This window comes from Lentzea sp. CC55 (assembly GCF_021056325.1).
Classification (GTDB): Bacteria; Actinomycetota; Actinomycetes; order Mycobacteriales; family Pseudonocardiaceae; genus Lentzea; species Lentzea jiangxiensis.
Genome location: NZ_JAJCXE010000022.1, coordinates 873,183 through 887,856, shown reverse-complemented (window position 1 = coordinate 887,856; position 14,674 = coordinate 873,183). Strand labels below are relative to the sequence as shown.

Here is a 14,674-nt window from a genome sequence, read left to right as displayed (position 1 = left end):
GATGAAGGATGCCGTCAGCCTCGTGATCGGAATCGTTGTCTACGACTTAACGTTCCCTTTGGACTGATGGGCCTCGAGGCGGGCGACCAGGTCCTGTTCGGCCGCGTCGAAGTACTCCGCGAGCTGGTCGACCGCCCGGGTCGTCCTGCCGCCGTCGAGCAGCTCGACGATCCTGCGGTTCCACGGCACGTAGGTCTGGTAGAAGTCGTTGATCTCCTGCGCCACCCGGAAGGCCAGCATGAGCTCGGCGAACAACCGGTCGGACTCGTCGCTCAGCCGGCTGCTGCCCGCGAGCCCGACGATGCCGCGGTGGAACTGGATGTTGGCCTGCCCGGCCCTGGTCCAGTCGTTCTGCTCGGCCCTGGCCACCGCCTGCCGGACCGGCGCGCGCACGGCCTCGCGCCGCGCCTCCGCGACGTCGTCCCACAGCCTCAGCGACCCGCACTCGATCACGCGCCGGGCGGCGTAGAGGTCCCTGACGTCGTTCCCGCTCGGCCTGCGGACGAAGACGCCGCGGCTGTGCTCGTGCACCAGCAACCGGTCGCGCGTGAGCAGCCGGAACGCCTCCCGCAGCGTGTTGCGGCTGACCCCCAGCGCCCCGCCGATGGCCTCTTCGCTGAGCCGGAGACCGGGCGCGAGGTCGCCGTCGAGCACCCGCTCCCGCAGCATGTCGGCGACCTTCTGCGCGGTGCTCGCCCGCTCCAGGTCGGCCTTGCCCTGAGCCAGCGTCGACACCCACGTCTCGGTCACCCGCCAAGTCTATTTGCAGGATCGTTTAATTGCCCTATCGTAGAATCGTTCAACAATCCAACGATCTGAGAAGTGAGCGGAGGTGGAGTGCGGCCATGGATCTGAACGCGGATCTGGGAGAGGGCTTCGGACGGTGGACGCTGGGATCGGACGAGGCCCTGATGTCAGTGGTGACCAGCGCGAACGTCGCCTGCGGCTACCACGCCGGCGACGCGGACACGATGCGCGAAGTGTGCGCGCTCGCCGCCTCCGCGGGCGTGGCCGTCGGGGCTCACGTCGGCTACCGCGACCTCGCGGGGTTCGGGCGGCGGTTCATCGACGTGGCGCCCGAGACGTTGACCAACGAGGTGCTGGCCCAGCTCGGGGCGCTGTCGGTGTTCGCCAGGGCCGCCGGGACGCGGGTGTCGTACGTGAAGCCTCATGGGGCGTTGTACAACGCCCTGGTCCGGCACGAGGCCCAGGCCGATGCCGTCGTGGACGCCGTCCGGTTGTTCGATCCCGGGCTGGCCGTTCTCGGGCCGCCGGGCGCTGTGTGGTTGAAGCGCGCGTCCGTCGCCGGGTTGCGGGTGTGGCACGAGGCCTTCGCTGACCGGGCCTACACGTCCGCCGGCACCCTGGTGCCTCGTTCCGAGCCCGGAGCCGTGTTGCGGGATCCCGCCGAGATCGCTGCCCGGTGCGTGGTGCTGGCCACCGAGGGGTGGGTTCGCAGCGTTTCCGGGCGGCCGGTCCGGATCGCCGCCGATTCGATCTGCCTGCACGGCGACACGGGTGGTGCTGTCGAGATCGCCCGGGCCGTCCGGGCCGCCTTGGAGGGGGCCGGGGTCGACGTGGGACGGGTCGAGGGTCCGCTCCGGCACGCCCGGCAGGCCGGGTGAGGGACCTCCGCGCGTCTACCGCACCAGCGCGGCCGCGCCCACCAGGCCCGCCTCGCCGCCGAGCTGCGCCGGGCGCACCTCCATGTCCGCCAGGTACGACAGGCCGGCGTGCGCCTTCAGGGTGCGGCGCACCGGCTCGAAGAGCAGCTCGCCCGCCTGCGCCACGCCGCCGCCGATGACGGCGACGTCCAGGTCGCACAACGCGGCGGCGCCCGCGATGGCCATTCCCACCGCGGCGCCCGCTCGGTCGAAGGCCGCCAGCGGGACCTCCTCTCCCGCGAGGGCCGCGGCCGCGAGGTGGGCCGCGTCGGCGTGTTCCGGTGCCCGCCACCCCGCGCGGCGGGCCCAGGCGACCATGCGGGGGCCGCCCGCGACCGTTTCGGCGCAGCCCCGGCCGCCGCAGGTGCAGGGGGCGCCGTCGGCCTCCACGACGACGTGACCGATGTGGCCCGCGTTGCCCGTCCGGCCTCCGAAGGGGTGGCCGTTCAGCACCAGGCCGCCGCCCACGCCCGTGGAGACGACCAGGCCGACCATGAAGTCGCTGCCCCGGCCTGCTCCCCGGCGGTGTTCGCCGAGGGCCATGCAGACGCCGTCGCCGGCCAGCTCCACGGGGACGTCCGGGAAGAGCGACGCCACCGAGGAGCGCAGCGGGAAGTCCTGCCAGGCCGGGACGTTGATCGGGGACACGGTGCCGCGGACGGTGTCGACGGGGCCCGCCGAGCCGATGCCGACGCCGGTGACCCTGGTGTCCCCGACGACCTCGGAGATCAGGGCGACCACCGCGTCCCACGGGTCCTCGGGCGTGGGAACCCGGGAGGAGCGCACCACGGCGCCGGTCGGGTCCACCAGGGCGGCGGCGATCTTGGTGCCGCCGAAGTCCAGTGCCAGCACCAGATCAGTCACGGTCGTGGATGGTAACCAGCCACTTCCACGCGGACGGGGGCAGTGGTGCGGACCAGGTCGCCCGCGTTCACGCGGACGACGGCCGGCCAGGTCCCCGGGGTGGCCCACGCAGGGGCGCGGACCGTGAAGTCGAGCGGCAGGCGGCCCCGGGCCGGGAGGAGGCCGCCGACGCAGAACGGGCCGACCAGGTCCCAGGTCGAGCGCGGTGAGAGCACCCGTGCCTGCACCGGCAGGGCGCCGTGGGCGCCGGAGGCCATGACCACGCGGAGCCGCGACGACTCGCCCGGCCGCACGGTGACCGACGACGGCGACGAGGCGACCCAGAGCACTTCGACCGGGTCCTCGGCGTCCCACTCCGGGACGGTCAGCAGGGCCACGTCGTACACCTCGAACGGCAGGCCCTCCAGCGTCGCGCGGACCGGGTGGCAGCCGGGTGTGCGGGGCGGCCCGAGGCTCACCTCGGCGGAGACGTGGCCGCCTGCCGGGAGCGTCACGGGCAGCGCCTCCCACGACGCCGACCAGCCGTCGGGCAGGGTCAGGCGGACGGTCGCGGTGAACGCCTCGGCGTCGGACACGACGACGACGCGCAGGCGGGTCGGTCCGAGGACCTCCAGGTGGACGTTGGCGGGCAGGCCGCCCAGCGGTGCCGGTTCGTGCAGCCAATAGCGCGCGAAGATCGGTGTGACGGCCGGTGCGACGGGGCCGAGCGGCGGTCCGGCCGCCGAGAGGCGGGACACCTCCGCGTCCAGCGTGCCGGTGGCCGGTGAGCGGGAACCCGGCACTCCCACCAGCGGTGACGGGTCCAGGTGGGGCACGTCGTGCCACAGGGTGAAGGTCGTGGAGCCGACCATCCTCTCCCCGACCTCGCTGTACCAGACCGTCACCGGGCCGATCAGGCGCGGCGCTTCGAGCGGTGGACCGTCCACGGCGATGAGGGACGCGATCGGGTCGTGCGACAGGACGAAGTGAGCGGACGCGATCTCCGTGCCGTAGCCGCGCTTCCAGCCGTGGTCGATGTCGTCCTCGACCAACGAGTAGGTGCGCCATCCGTGCGCCGGCACGTCGCGCGCCAGGAACGTCACCGTCACACCATCGACCAACGTCGGCAGAACGGCGCCCTCGAACTCCACGTGCACGTTACGAACCGATGGCAGGTGCACGGACACGATGTCGCTGCACGGCGAGGGCAACGGGTTCCACACCACGACCGACGAGTCCACAGCGGACGTCAGGGCGTCCAGGGAACGCGAGACGACGTCGGTCCGCAGGTCGAAGGCCTCCCGCGGGTGTGCCAGGGCGGCGCGGGTGAGAGCGGCGGAGGGGAAGGCCGCCCCGGTCAGGCGCGAGGCGTGCGTGGCGAAGACGGCGGCGGGCGAGTCGTCCGCCGGAGCGCGAGGCACCGGAACGGCTCCGCGCACGTAGTAGTCGCGCGGCAACGAGCAGATGACCCGTGGCCACGTGTAGCGCGCGCTCCAGTCGTGGTGGATCGCGGTCACCCACGGGTTCGGAGCGGCATGAGGTGTCCCGACCGGCAGCATCACGTGCGGCGCGGCGGCGGAAGGCCGCAGCTCCAGGAACGACGCGTACACCGAACGCTCGGCCTCGCCCAGCGAAGCGGCCGCGAGCGGCAACCCGGGAGGCAGTGACGGCAGCAACGGCCGCACACCGACCACATTGGACGCCGAGCCCACGACCTCGACGCGGCCCTCGGCGATCAGCCGCAGCAGCGACGAGCGGTGCTGCGGGAACGTGTCCCAGTACGGCTGCAGCAGCTCCACCGACGTCACGGCGAACCGGTAGGCGGGATCGGTCAGGGCCAGGTCCAGGTGGGCCCGCAGCGCGGCGAACGGCGCGTCACCGGCGACGTGCCCGACGAGGTGCACCGTCCACCCCGGAGTGCCCACCACCAGCGAGAACGAGCACGACTCCTCGCCGGCCGCGGATCTCACGACGACCCTGGCGGGCACCACGGTGCCGGGCGCGTGCGCGGAGACGTCGACACCGAGCTCGTAGCCGAACGGGCCCGGCGGCAGCGCGCCGCCGTGCCGCGGCGAGTGCAGGCCGGGGCCGGAGACGTGCGCGTGCACCGGCCCCGCCGGAGCGGGCGGGGTCAGCCGCACCACCTGCAGTGGCGCGGTCCGAGGCCCGACGAACAGCTCGGTCGACTCGGCGGCGATCACCGGTCGATCGCACCACTGTTCACCCACCTGCGGAATACCCCGATGGTGGAGTCCTACCGCTTCAACATCCGGGTGAGGCCGGCCGCCACGGTCGTCGCCAGGATCCAGCCCGTCACGATCAGGCCCGACGCGATCCACTGCGACGCGCCCGGGGTCTGCCAGCGGTTCTTGTTGCCGAAGTCGACGATCGGCACCACCAGGTCGATCGTGTAGAGCCACGCGTTCCACGGCAGGTGGTCGTCCTCGTTGATCTCCACCAGCGGCCCCTTGAACTGGAACCACAGGCTGCCCACGAGCCACGCCGCGATCAGCCACCCGAGCGCGCGCGCCGGGCGGTAGCCGTAGCCGACCATCGACCGCTGCAGGAAGCTCCACAGCAGCACCAGCGGCCCGAAGAACCGCATGCCCTCGGCGACCGCGCGGTACCGCAGGCGTTGCTTCTCGATGAGCACCGTCGAGGCGTGCTCCTCGTTGCCCGCGGCGGTCAGCATCTCGGCGAAGTGGTCGTACGGGCGCGGGTGGTAGCTGCGCCGCATCGCCTGCCGCAGCCAGCGCAGCCGCCGCTGCACCTGGGCGTCGTCGCGCAGGTCGATCGGGTAGGCGAGCGAGTCGTAGCGGAAGTCGTCGAGGTCGATGAACCCGGTGGCGCTCCAGAAGTTCTCGTTGTCGTCCAACGACGTGCAGCGCGCCTGCCGCAGCGTCACCAGGCCCTTGGGCGGCGACACGACGTTGAGCATCAGCTCCTGGACCTGCATGCCCATGGCGTTCAACGCGTGGCTGTCGAGCTTGTAGCCGAGCACCGCGCCGTTGAAGTTCGCCATGCGGCCGATCACCGCACGACGGCAGCGCACACCGCCGTGCGCCACGAACTCCTTGTCGCCGCGCGCGCAGATGAGGTCGCGGCCGATCGTGGCGCCGCCGATGTCGAGCGACGGCTTCTCGCGCGGCTGGTGCCGGTACTTGCCCGGCCTCGTCAGCCTGCTGCCGCGCAGGTCGAGGTTCGCGCCGACGGTGATGCCGCGCAGCTCCAGGCCGCCGGACACGTCCGACTCGCGCACCACGAGGTTGCTGCCGATCTGGGAGCGGTTGGCCAGCACGGCATCGGCGGCCGGGTTGTCCACTGTGGCCCGTTCGACCGTGATGCTGCCGCGGACGTGCGTGTCGACCATGCGCAGCTGGCCCCTGATCTTCACGCCGCGCCCGACGACGTCACCGCCGATCTCCGCGCCGTCGACGTGCAGCGCGCGGCCGGACCCGGTCGGGTCGGTGCCGACCGAGTTCGGCGACACGGCGTCCAGAACGGCTTCCGCCAGCGAGAACGTGCCGCCGATCTTGGCGTTCACGGCGCGGATGGTGCCCTGGCTCGTGAAGCCGCGGTCGAGCTCCAGGTCGCCCGAGACGTCCACGCGGTCGAGGAAGAGCGTCGCGGACGGGTCTGCGTGGGGATCGTTGGTGGGCTTGAAGTTCGTGCCCCGCGAGAGGACCGCGCCGCTGAGCGAGAGCGTCGAGCTGATCCGCGCGTTGGCCAGGAACACCACGCCGTGCGAGGTGAACGCGCCCAGCAGGTTGCCGCCGACCTGCATGCCGTTGCCGTTCAACGTGAAACCGTCGGCGTTCTCCAGCACCGCGCTGCCGAGGTTGACGTTGCCGCCGATGCGCGCGCCCGCGAGCCGCACCTCTCCCTCGGTGGTGATGCCGAAGCCGAGCAGCGCCCCGGCGACCGTCAGCCGGTCACCGTGCAGGCACAGCTCGCCCGGCACGCTGAACCTGCTGTCGCGCAACAACACCGAGCCCGCGATCTCGGCGTCGGTCAGGTCCGCCAGACCGGTGACGGTGCAGCCGAGCAACGACACGTCGTTGCCGCTGTGCAGGTTCCGCGCCTCCAGCCCCGGCAGGTCGCACTCGCTGAACGAGATGCCGGCGAGGTTCGCCTGGCGCAGGTCCGGCGCCGCCTCGAACTGGCAGCGCTCGAACTCGAGCACGTACGGCACCTCGACCGCGCGCAGGTCCAGCACGTCGGTGACCACGCGGTCCACGACGCGGATGACGGGCGGGGTGCTCGGCTTGCGCCGCGGCAGCCGCCACCCGCCACCACCTGAGTTGTCGTTCTCCCCCAGCAGTCCCCGCAGTACCTCGGCCGCGGCGACTCTCCCCCTCGCCACGCGCGGCCTAGACCGGGTCGCTCGGGCCGTGGTGCGTCGGGTCGAGCACGCGGGCCAGGAACTCCTGGGTGCGCGGTTCCTGCGGGTTGCCGATCACGTCGGCCGCCGGGCCCTCCTCGACGATGTAGCCGCCGTCCATGAAGATCACCTTGTCGGCGACCTCGCGGGCGAACTGCATCTCGTGCGTCACGACCAGCATCGTCATGCCCTCGTCGGCGAGCTGGCGCATCACGCCGAGCACGTCACCGACGAGCTCGGGGTCGAGCGCCGAGGTCGGCTCGTCGAACAGCATCACCTCGGGGTCCATCGACAGCGCGCGGGCGATCGCCACGCGCTGCTGCTGACCGCCGGAGAGCTGCGCGGGCATCGAGTGCGCCTTCTCGCTCAGGCCGACGCGCTCGAGGTTGTGCAGCGCGACCTTGCGCGACTCCTCCTCCGAGCGCTTGAGGACCTTGCGCTGCGCCACGGTGAGGTTCGCCAGCACGTTGAGGTGCGAGAACAGGTTGAAGCCCTGGAAGACCATGCCGATCTTGGTCCGGGCGGAGTCGATGTCGACGTCCGGGTCGGTCAGCTCGGTGCCGTTGACGACGATCCTGCCGCCGTTCGGCTCCTCCAGGACGTTCACGCAGCGCAGCAACGTCGACTTGCCGGAACCGGACGGGCCGATGATGCAGACCACGTCGCCGCGGTTGACCTTCAGGTCGATGTTCTTGAGGACTTCCAGCGGCCCGAACGACTTCTTCAGCCCGGTGATCTCGACGGCGACGTCGCTCATGCCGACACCTTCTTCTTCCCGCCGGTGGTGCCGCGGCGCTCCAGGTACCGCGACAGGTAGCCGAGCGGCAGCGTGATGATCAGGTAGCACAGACCCGCGATGAGGATCGGCGTGAGGGACGGGCTGCGGCTCAGCGTCTCCCGGCCGAACTTCGTGAGCTCGTACTGCTCGCGGAACAGGCCGAGGATGTAGATGAGCGAGGAGTCCTTGGTCAGCAGGATCAGCTCGTTCGTCAGCGGCGGCAGGATGATCCGGAACGCCTGCGGGATCACGATCGTGATCATGGCGCGCCCGCTCGACATGCCGAGCGAACGGGCCGCCTCGACCTGCCCCTTCGGCACGGCCTGGATGCCGGCGCGGATCGTCTCGGCCATGTAGGCGGCGCCGACGCCACCGAGCGCCAGCATGACCGTGGTCAGCGGCGGGAACTGCATCTGGAACGCGATCGGCACGCCGTAGTAGATGCCGATGAACACCAGAAGTGCCGGCACACCGCGGAAGAACTCGATGTAGACCGTCGCGATCCAGCGGTACGGCGCGACCGACGACAGCTTCATCAGCGCGAGCACGAGGCCCAGCGCGAGACCGAAGGCGAAGCCGAGCGCGGTGTAGATGATGGTGTTCTTCAACGCCACGGTGATGACGCTGGGGAACATCGAGGCGGCGATCTCGGTGTTGAAGAACGCGCCCTTGATCTGCCCCCAGTCCGCCAGGAAGGCGACCAGCAGGGCGATGACGACCAGCAGTCCGTATTGCGCGTAGCGGATGTATTCCGCGCGCTTGCGCCTGGACATGGCCATTGCGGCTCCTAGCGAAAAGGGTTCGGACAAGCGGCGGGGCCGGCGCGACGTGCTTGCACCGGCCCCGGAGAAGCGACTACTTGGACGTCGGCTTCTTGCCGAACCACTTCTCGTAGATCTTGTCGTACTCGCCGTTCTCCTTGGCCTTCTTCAGGACCTCGTTCACCTTGGCCTGCAGGGCGGTGTTGCCCTTCTTGAGGCCGATGCCGTACTTCTCACCGGTCTCGAACTCGGTGGTGACCTCGGTGTCCGGGAACTCCTTGGCGTAGTCGTAGAGAACGCCGTTGTCGTTGATCACCGCGTCGACGGCGCCGGTGCGGACGGCCGTCTCGGACAGCGGCAGGTCCTCGAACTGCACGACGGTGTAGCCGTTGGCGGCCGCGTTGTCGTTGCCGTACTTCTCACCGGTGGTGTCCTGCTGGACGCCGAGCTTCTTGCCCTTGAGGTCGGCCAGCGACTTGATGTTCGACCCCTTCTTGACCAGCAGCGCCTGCGAGGCGTCGAAGTACGGGTCGGAGAAGTCGATCGCCTGCTTGCGCTCGTCGGTGATCGTCATGCCGGCGGCGGCCAGGTCGCACTGGTTCGCGCTGAACGACGTGCCCGAGGTGATCGTCTCGAACGGGGTGTCGAAGATCTGCTGCGTGACCCCGAGGTCCTTGGCGATCAGGTTGACGAGGTCGACGTCGAACCCGACGGTCTCGTCGCCCTGGCTGAACTGGAAGGGCTTGTAGGAGAGGTGGGTGCAGGTGACGAGCTTGCCGCTCTGCACCAGCGTGACACCCGAGTTGCCCGCGGGCTGGTTCACGGGAGTCGCGCAGCCCGAAGCTGCCATCACGGCCAGTCCCAAGGCCGGGATCATGGCCATCAACTGCCTGGTACGACTAGCCACTGCGTCACTCCTCGTAACTGTCGCGGACGAGTGAACGGGATCCTGCCACTCGGGTGACGTGGTGGACAGCACGTGCGTGTTACAGGCCACTGCCTTGCAATGATTTTGCGTCAAATCGGGCAGAGAGGCGCAAAATATTGTGCGATTTGGTCTAGATCACACAACGTTTGCACGTATTGCACACGAACGATAACCATCCGTGAGCGTGTCCTTGATCAGGATTTGATCACGAACAGCGCTGCTCAGCGCGTGCGTTCGGTCATCGGATCCATCAGCGGTTGGCTCCGAAGCGCTGATTGGAGGTGGAGGCCTGACCAACCATGATGTCAGTTGAGCACTTTCGCACAGGGGTGTCGATACGTTCTGCGACAGCTCCGTGACGTTGCGTCAAGGAGTATCCGCTTCGATCGAGTACTCGAGCACCTGGGGGCAAGACCTTGTTCGAACTTCGAAAGCTCGTCTCGCGCGGGCTGGCCGTTCTCGCTGTGGCAGGCGCTGTCCTGTCGATGAACGCGTCCACGGCCGGCGCTGTTCCTGCGGCGGCGCCTGCCGGCGACGTCTCGACCCTCGCCAACGCCGTTCCGTGCGACGGGCGCGACGACTTCTTTAAGATCCGCTACGACCCGATCGGCCTGGGCGACTTCTACACGCAGTGCTTCGCCAACCCTGGTTGGGTGGAGAACGGCAAGGCCTTCTGGACGATCTACATGTGTGCCGGGGTCAACACCGTCGACTACGACATCGGCAACATCCGCACCACCCTGTGGCCGGGCAGCTGCCGGACGATCAATGCCGGTGCCAGCGTGAGCCGGATCTACATGCGTTGAGAACGTGCGCTGAGCCGTCCGGAACACCTGTTCCGGACGGCTCAGCGCGTGCGTTCGGTCAGCAGACCGGCCACGAGAGCCGTCCAGCCGGTCTGGTGCGTCGCACCGAGCCCTTCCCCGGTGTCCCCGTCGAAGTACTCGCTGAACGTGACGTGCTTGCGCCAAAGAGGTGACTCGGAGGCCTCGACGCGCTTGCCGTCGGACGGCCTGCGCCCGTCCTGGTCGGGCAGGAAGAGCGCGACGAGCCGGTCGCTCAGCTCGTCCGCCGCCTGGCCCGCGGTGACCCAGCGGCCGGAGTGCGTCGGCATCTCGACCTGGAACGTGCCGTCGTGGAACGCGCAGACCGTGCGCAGCGCCTCGACGAGCAGCGCGTTCGTGGGCAGCCAGACCGGGCCGCGCCAGTTCGAGTTGCCGCCGAACATCGGCGTGTGCGACTCGCCCGGCTCGTAGCCCATGCGGTGGTCCTGACCCGCGACCTTGACCTCCAAGCCCTCGCGGTGGGCCGCGCTGAGGCTGCGGATGCCGTGCGGCGAGAGGAACTCCTGCTCGTCCAGCATGCGGTGCAGCACGCGCTTGAGCTTGCTCTCGTCGAGCAACGACACGAAGGCGCCGCGCTCGTAGTGGAACGTGATGAACTGCCGCAGCTCGGGCCGGCGCTTGAGCAGGTGGTCCAGCCGGCTGGTGAACCCGTGCAGCTCCTCGAGCACCCACGGCTGCAGGACGGCCGAGGCCAGCAGCGGGATCAGCCCGACCATCGACCGCACGCGCACCGGCTCGGACTCGACGCCGCCGCCGGGCCGGCGCCGCGAGACCCGGTCGTAGCAGAAGCCGTCCTCGTCGTGCCAGATGCCGCTGCCCGACGAGCCGAAGTGCGTGAAGGCCTCCGCGATCGACAGGAAGTGCTCGACGAACTTCGTGGCGACGTCCTCGTAGGACTCGTCGTCGCGCGCCAGCTCCAGCGCGATCTGCATCAGGTGCAGGCTGTACGCGGCCATCCACGACGTGGCGTCGGACTGCTCCAGCCGCCACTCGCCCAGCATCGGCTCCGACCGGTTGACCGGCCCGATGTTGTCCATGCCGAGGAACCCGCCCTCGAACAGGTAGCTGCCGTCGGCGTCCTTGCGGTTGACCCACCACGAGAAGTTGAGCAGCAGCTTGTGGAAGATCTTGGCGAGGAACCGCCGGTCCCTGCTGCCGTCCGCGCGGTAGACCTGCAACGCCGCCCACGCGTGCACCGGCGGGTTGACGTCGCCGAACTCCCACTCGTAGGCCGGGATCTGGCCGTTGGGGTGCATCATCCACTCGCGGCAGAACAGCAGCAGCTGCTCCTTCGCGAACGCCGGGTCGACCAGCGTGAACGGGATCGTGTGGAACGCCAGGTCCCACGCCGCGAACCAGGGGTACTCCCACTCGTCCGGCATCGAGATGACGTCGGCGACGTCGAGGTGCCGCCAGTGCACGTTGCGCGCCTCGTGCGTCCTCCTGCTGGACGGCGCCTCGGGCTTGGTCGGGTCGCCGTCGAGCCAGTCACGGGTGCGGAAGCGGTAGTGCTGCTTGGTCCACATGAGCCCCGCGAGCGCGCGCCGCAGCACGTGCTTCTCGTCGGTGCCGGTCTGCGGCGCGATGGCGTCGTGGAACTCGTCGGCCTCGAGCTTCCGCGCGCTCATCGTGTCCCCGAAGCTCGGCCCGAACGGGTCGAGGTGCCCGTCGCCGCCGGTCAGCCGCAGGCGGATCGTGACGGTCTCGCCCGGCTCCACCGGGTCGAACGAGTACCAGGCGGCGAACTTCGTGCCCGCCACCCCCGCGTCGTCCGGCCCGGCGACCTGGCACGACGAGGTGCTGCCGCGCACCACGTAGTCGCAGATGCCGTCCTTGGTCCACGGCGACGGGTTGCGCTCGGCCCCGAACAGGGCGACCTCGTTGCTCTCGTTGTCCGTCATGAGCATCGACGGCGAGTCGTCGAGGTGCAGCGTGTACCGGCCGAGGTTGCCGTGGTCGGCCGTGACCTTCCGCCCGGCCGTGGTGCTCGCGACGAGCTGGCACGGCCGCTGGTCGCGCCCCCAGGCCCACGTGTTGCGGAACCACAGCTGGGGCAGCAGGTGCAGCGGCGCGTCCTCGGGCCCGTGGTTGGTCGCGCTGATCTCGATGCAGATGTCGTCCGTGCCGGCCTTGGCGTAGGTGACCTGGACGTCGAAGAACCGGTTCTCGTCGAGCACCCCGGTGTCGCTCAGCTCGGGCTCGCGGTTCTCCCGCCCGGCGCTGCGCGCCATCTCCCGCAACCGCGTGTACGGGAACTCGCGCTGCGGGTAGCGGTAGACCACCTGCATCCAGGAGTGGGTGGGCGTCCCGTCGGTCACCCACCAGTGCTCCTTGACGTCCTCGCCGTGGTTGCCCTCTTCGTTGGCGAGGCCGAAGTACCGCTCCTTGAGGAACGGGTCCCTGCCGTTCCACAGGGCGACGGCGAAGTTCAGGAACCCGTGCACGTCGCAGAGGCCGGCGATGCCGTCCTCGCCCCACCGGTAGGCGCGCGACCGGGCGTGGTCGAACGGGAACGAGGCCCACGCGTCACCCTCGGGCGAGTAGTCCTCGCGGACCGTGCCCCACTGGCGACCCGACAGGTACGGCCCCCACAGCCGCCACGGCGAAGTCGGTGAGTCCGACTCCGCGAGACGCGCCCGTTCCGCATGTTCACCCATCACCCCAGTGTGCGACACGGGTACAAACAGGTGGTCGGGGCCGCGTCTCGGCTGAGTCCTACCTCACTCGAAAACGGGTCAGCCCTGCTTCGCGTGCGAGTCGAGGACCAGGGCGATCGCCTCGGTGACCCTCGCCGCGTGCGCCAGGTGCAGCCACTCGTCCGGGACGTGGCAGTTCGAGTCCGGCCCGATCACGCCGGTCACCACGAACTGGGCGTCCGGGTAGGCCTCGTGCAGCAGGCCCATGAACGGGATCGAGCCGCCCAGCGACACGGTGCGCCACGGCGCGCCGAAGATCCCCTTGCCCGCCTCGTCCAGCACGGCCGACAGCCAGGGTGCCAGCTCGGGCGCGTTCCAGCCGTCGGCCGCCTCGACCCGGGAGAGCTCGACCGTCGCGTTGTAGGGCACGTCGGTGGTGAGCTTCTCGCGCACCGCCTCCAGGGCGGCCGAGGACGACGCCGTCGGCGGCAGGCGGAAGGACAGCACGAGGGTCGTGTACGGGCGCAGGACGTTGCCCGCGTCGTCCGGCAGCGGCAGGCCCTCGGCGCCGGTGACCGAGAGGGTCGGGCGCCAGCCGGAGTTCAGCGCGAGCTCGACCTCGTCGGAGGACACCGGCTGCAGGTCGCCGACGCGCGGGACCGGGTCCCACAGCGCGCCCGGCGCGGCCTCGACGGCCTCGCGGACCTCGGCCAGGCGGTGGGCCGGGATCTCGACGTGCATCTCCGGGACCAGGACCTCGCCGGTCTCCGAGTCCTCGATCCGGTCGAGCAGGACCCGGGCGATCCGGAACGACGACGGCACGATGCCCGACGCCATGCCGGAGTGCAGGCCACCGTCCAGGACCCGCACGGTGACCGTGACCTGCACGAGGCCGCGCAGCGACGTCGTCAGCCACATGCGGTCGTAGTCGGAGCCACCCGAGTCGAGGCAGACGACCAGCGACACCCGGCCGAGGCGGTCCGACAGGTGCTCCAGGTACGCGGGCAGGTCGGGTGACCCGGACTCCTCGCCGGTCTCCAGCAGCACGACGCACCGGGCGTGCGAACCACCCGCCGCGCGCACGGCCTCGATAGCGGCAATTGCGGCATATCCGGAGTAACCGTCATCCGCGGCGCCGCGGCCGTAGAGACGTCCGTCACGCAGCACCGGCGTCCACGGACCCAGTCCCTCGCCCCAGCCGCCCACCGGCGGCTGCTTGTCGAGGTGTCCGTAGAGCAACACGGTGTCGTCGCCCGAGTTGCCGGACGCCGGGACGTCGACGACGAGCAGCGGCGTGCGTCCCGCCAGTTGGACGACCTCGAGCGTCACGCCGGGCAGCGAGCGCGAGGTGATCCAGGCCTTCACGTGGTCGATCGCCGCCGCCAACTCCCCGTGTTCCTCCCAGGCGGGGTCGAACGCGGGGGAGATCGCCGGTACGGCGACGAGCTGAGACAGGCTCGGGACGATGTCGTCGTCCCAAAGCGTCCTGACGGTGCTGGTCACAACTGAGCGGTCCACCTCTCGATCCTGTCACGACTCCGCCTCCGCTCGCGTCCGTAGCCTCTTGTGCGGGACCTCCCGAAGAGTTAACGATCGGTAACCGGGACAGTGGTGTCCGGTGATCGGACGAGGACCGTCGGAGGGCAAAAGGTCGAACCTCCGACAGTTGTCGCTGATCAGAACGTTGACTCGTGTGTTACGAAGTGGGACGGGTCTCACCAACTCGGGTGAGGCCGTGTCAGGATGTGGTCGTAAGCCACCGTCACCGTCGACGGCTGCCTCCGGCCCCACAGGGTTGGCGGCGACCGCCGGCGTCGCCGCACGAGGTCGTCACGAGC

At 70.0% G+C, this 14,674-nt stretch carries 11 protein-coding genes; 2 read left to right on the top strand and 9 right to left on the bottom strand.

Features of this window, described 5'->3' with window-relative positions; all coding sequences use genetic code 11:
- Positions 1–39: 39 nt before the first annotated feature.
- Entirely contained in the window at positions 40–750 is a 711-nt protein-coding gene (locus L6E10_RS20180) for a GntR family transcriptional regulator (RefSeq protein ID WP_236221020.1), read from the bottom strand.
- Positions 751–845: 95 nt separating this feature from the next.
- Between L6E10_RS20180 and L6E10_RS20175 the strand changes: the two genes are divergently transcribed.
- Positions 846–1,625, top strand: coding sequence for a LamB/YcsF family protein (locus tag L6E10_RS20175; protein WP_236221019.1), 780 nt, complete (start codon positions 846–848; stop codon positions 1,623–1,625).
- 15 nt (positions 1,626–1,640) lie between these two features.
- Here L6E10_RS20175 and L6E10_RS20170 read toward each other — a convergent pair whose 3' ends face one another.
- The 6 genes from L6E10_RS20170 to L6E10_RS20145 form a co-directional block, all read right to left on the bottom strand.
- Complete coding sequence (locus L6E10_RS20170) at positions 1,641–2,528, bottom strand: ROK family protein (RefSeq protein WP_236221018.1); 888 nt, start codon at positions 2,526–2,528, stop codon at positions 1,641–1,643.
- A complete protein-coding gene (locus tag L6E10_RS20165; protein ID WP_236221017.1) occupies positions 2,525–4,708 on the bottom strand; it encodes an NEW3 domain-containing protein in 2,184 nt (727 codons plus the stop codon). Before L6E10_RS20165 ends, L6E10_RS20170 begins: the two co-directional genes overlap by 4 nt.
- Positions 4,709–4,761: 53 nt before the next feature.
- Positions 4,762–6,870, bottom strand: coding sequence for a hypothetical protein (locus tag L6E10_RS20160; protein ID WP_236221016.1), 2,109 nt, complete (start codon positions 6,868–6,870; stop codon positions 4,762–4,764).
- 7 nt (positions 6,871–6,877) lie between these two features.
- Positions 6,878–7,645 (bottom strand): amino acid ABC transporter ATP-binding protein, encoded by a 768-nt coding sequence (locus L6E10_RS20155; protein ID WP_236221015.1) that lies wholly within the window; start codon positions 7,643–7,645, stop codon positions 6,878–6,880.
- Positions 7,642–8,445, bottom strand: a complete 804-nt coding sequence (locus L6E10_RS20150) for an amino acid ABC transporter permease (RefSeq protein WP_236221014.1) — start codon at positions 8,443–8,445, stop codon at positions 7,642–7,644. Before L6E10_RS20150 ends, L6E10_RS20155 begins: the two co-directional genes overlap by 4 nt.
- 76 nt (positions 8,446–8,521) lie before the next feature.
- The gene (locus L6E10_RS20145) at positions 8,522–9,334 is read right to left on the bottom strand and encodes a basic amino acid ABC transporter substrate-binding protein (RefSeq protein ID WP_236221013.1); all 813 of its coding nucleotides are present in this window, start codon (positions 9,332–9,334) and stop codon (positions 8,522–8,524) included.
- A 506-nt stretch (positions 9,335–9,840) separates the two neighbouring features.
- Between L6E10_RS20145 and L6E10_RS20140 the strand changes: the two genes are divergently transcribed.
- Positions 9,841–10,161 (top strand): hypothetical protein, encoded by a 321-nt coding sequence (locus L6E10_RS20140; RefSeq protein ID WP_236221012.1) that lies wholly within the window; start codon positions 9,841–9,843, stop codon positions 10,159–10,161.
- A gap of 41 nt (positions 10,162–10,202) precedes the next feature.
- On the opposite strand, the gene L6E10_RS20135 is transcribed toward L6E10_RS20140, so the two are convergent.
- Positions 10,203–12,857: a glucosidase gene (locus tag L6E10_RS20135; protein ID WP_236221011.1), complete on the bottom strand. Its 2,655-nt coding sequence runs from the start codon at positions 12,855–12,857 to the stop codon at positions 10,203–10,205.
- A 78-nt stretch (positions 12,858–12,935) separates the two neighbouring features.
- Positions 12,936–14,354, bottom strand: coding sequence for a M20/M25/M40 family metallo-hydrolase (locus tag L6E10_RS20130; protein ID WP_236221010.1), 1,419 nt, complete (start codon positions 14,352–14,354; stop codon positions 12,936–12,938).
- Positions 14,355–14,674 lie beyond the last annotated feature (320 nt).

Excerpts from the sequence above, each read along its gene's own strand:
- L6E10_RS20155 (WP_236221015.1), bottom strand. The coding sequence starts at position 7,645 with ATGAGCGACGTCGCCGTCGAGATCACCGGGCTGAAGAAGTCGTTCGGG.
- L6E10_RS20150 (WP_236221014.1), bottom strand. The coding sequence starts at position 8,445 with ATGGCCATGTCCAGGCGCAAGCGCGCGGAATACATCCGCTACGCGCAA.
- L6E10_RS20175 (WP_236221019.1), top strand. The coding sequence starts at position 846 with ATGGATCTGAACGCGGATCTGGGAGAGGGCTTCGGACGGTGGACGCTG.
- L6E10_RS20140 (WP_236221012.1), top strand. The coding sequence starts at position 9,841 with ATGAACGCGTCCACGGCCGGCGCTGTTCCTGCGGCGGCGCCTGCCGGC.
- L6E10_RS20135 (WP_236221011.1), bottom strand. The coding sequence starts at position 12,857 with ATGGGTGAACATGCGGAACGGGCGCGTCTCGCGGAGTCGGACTCACCG.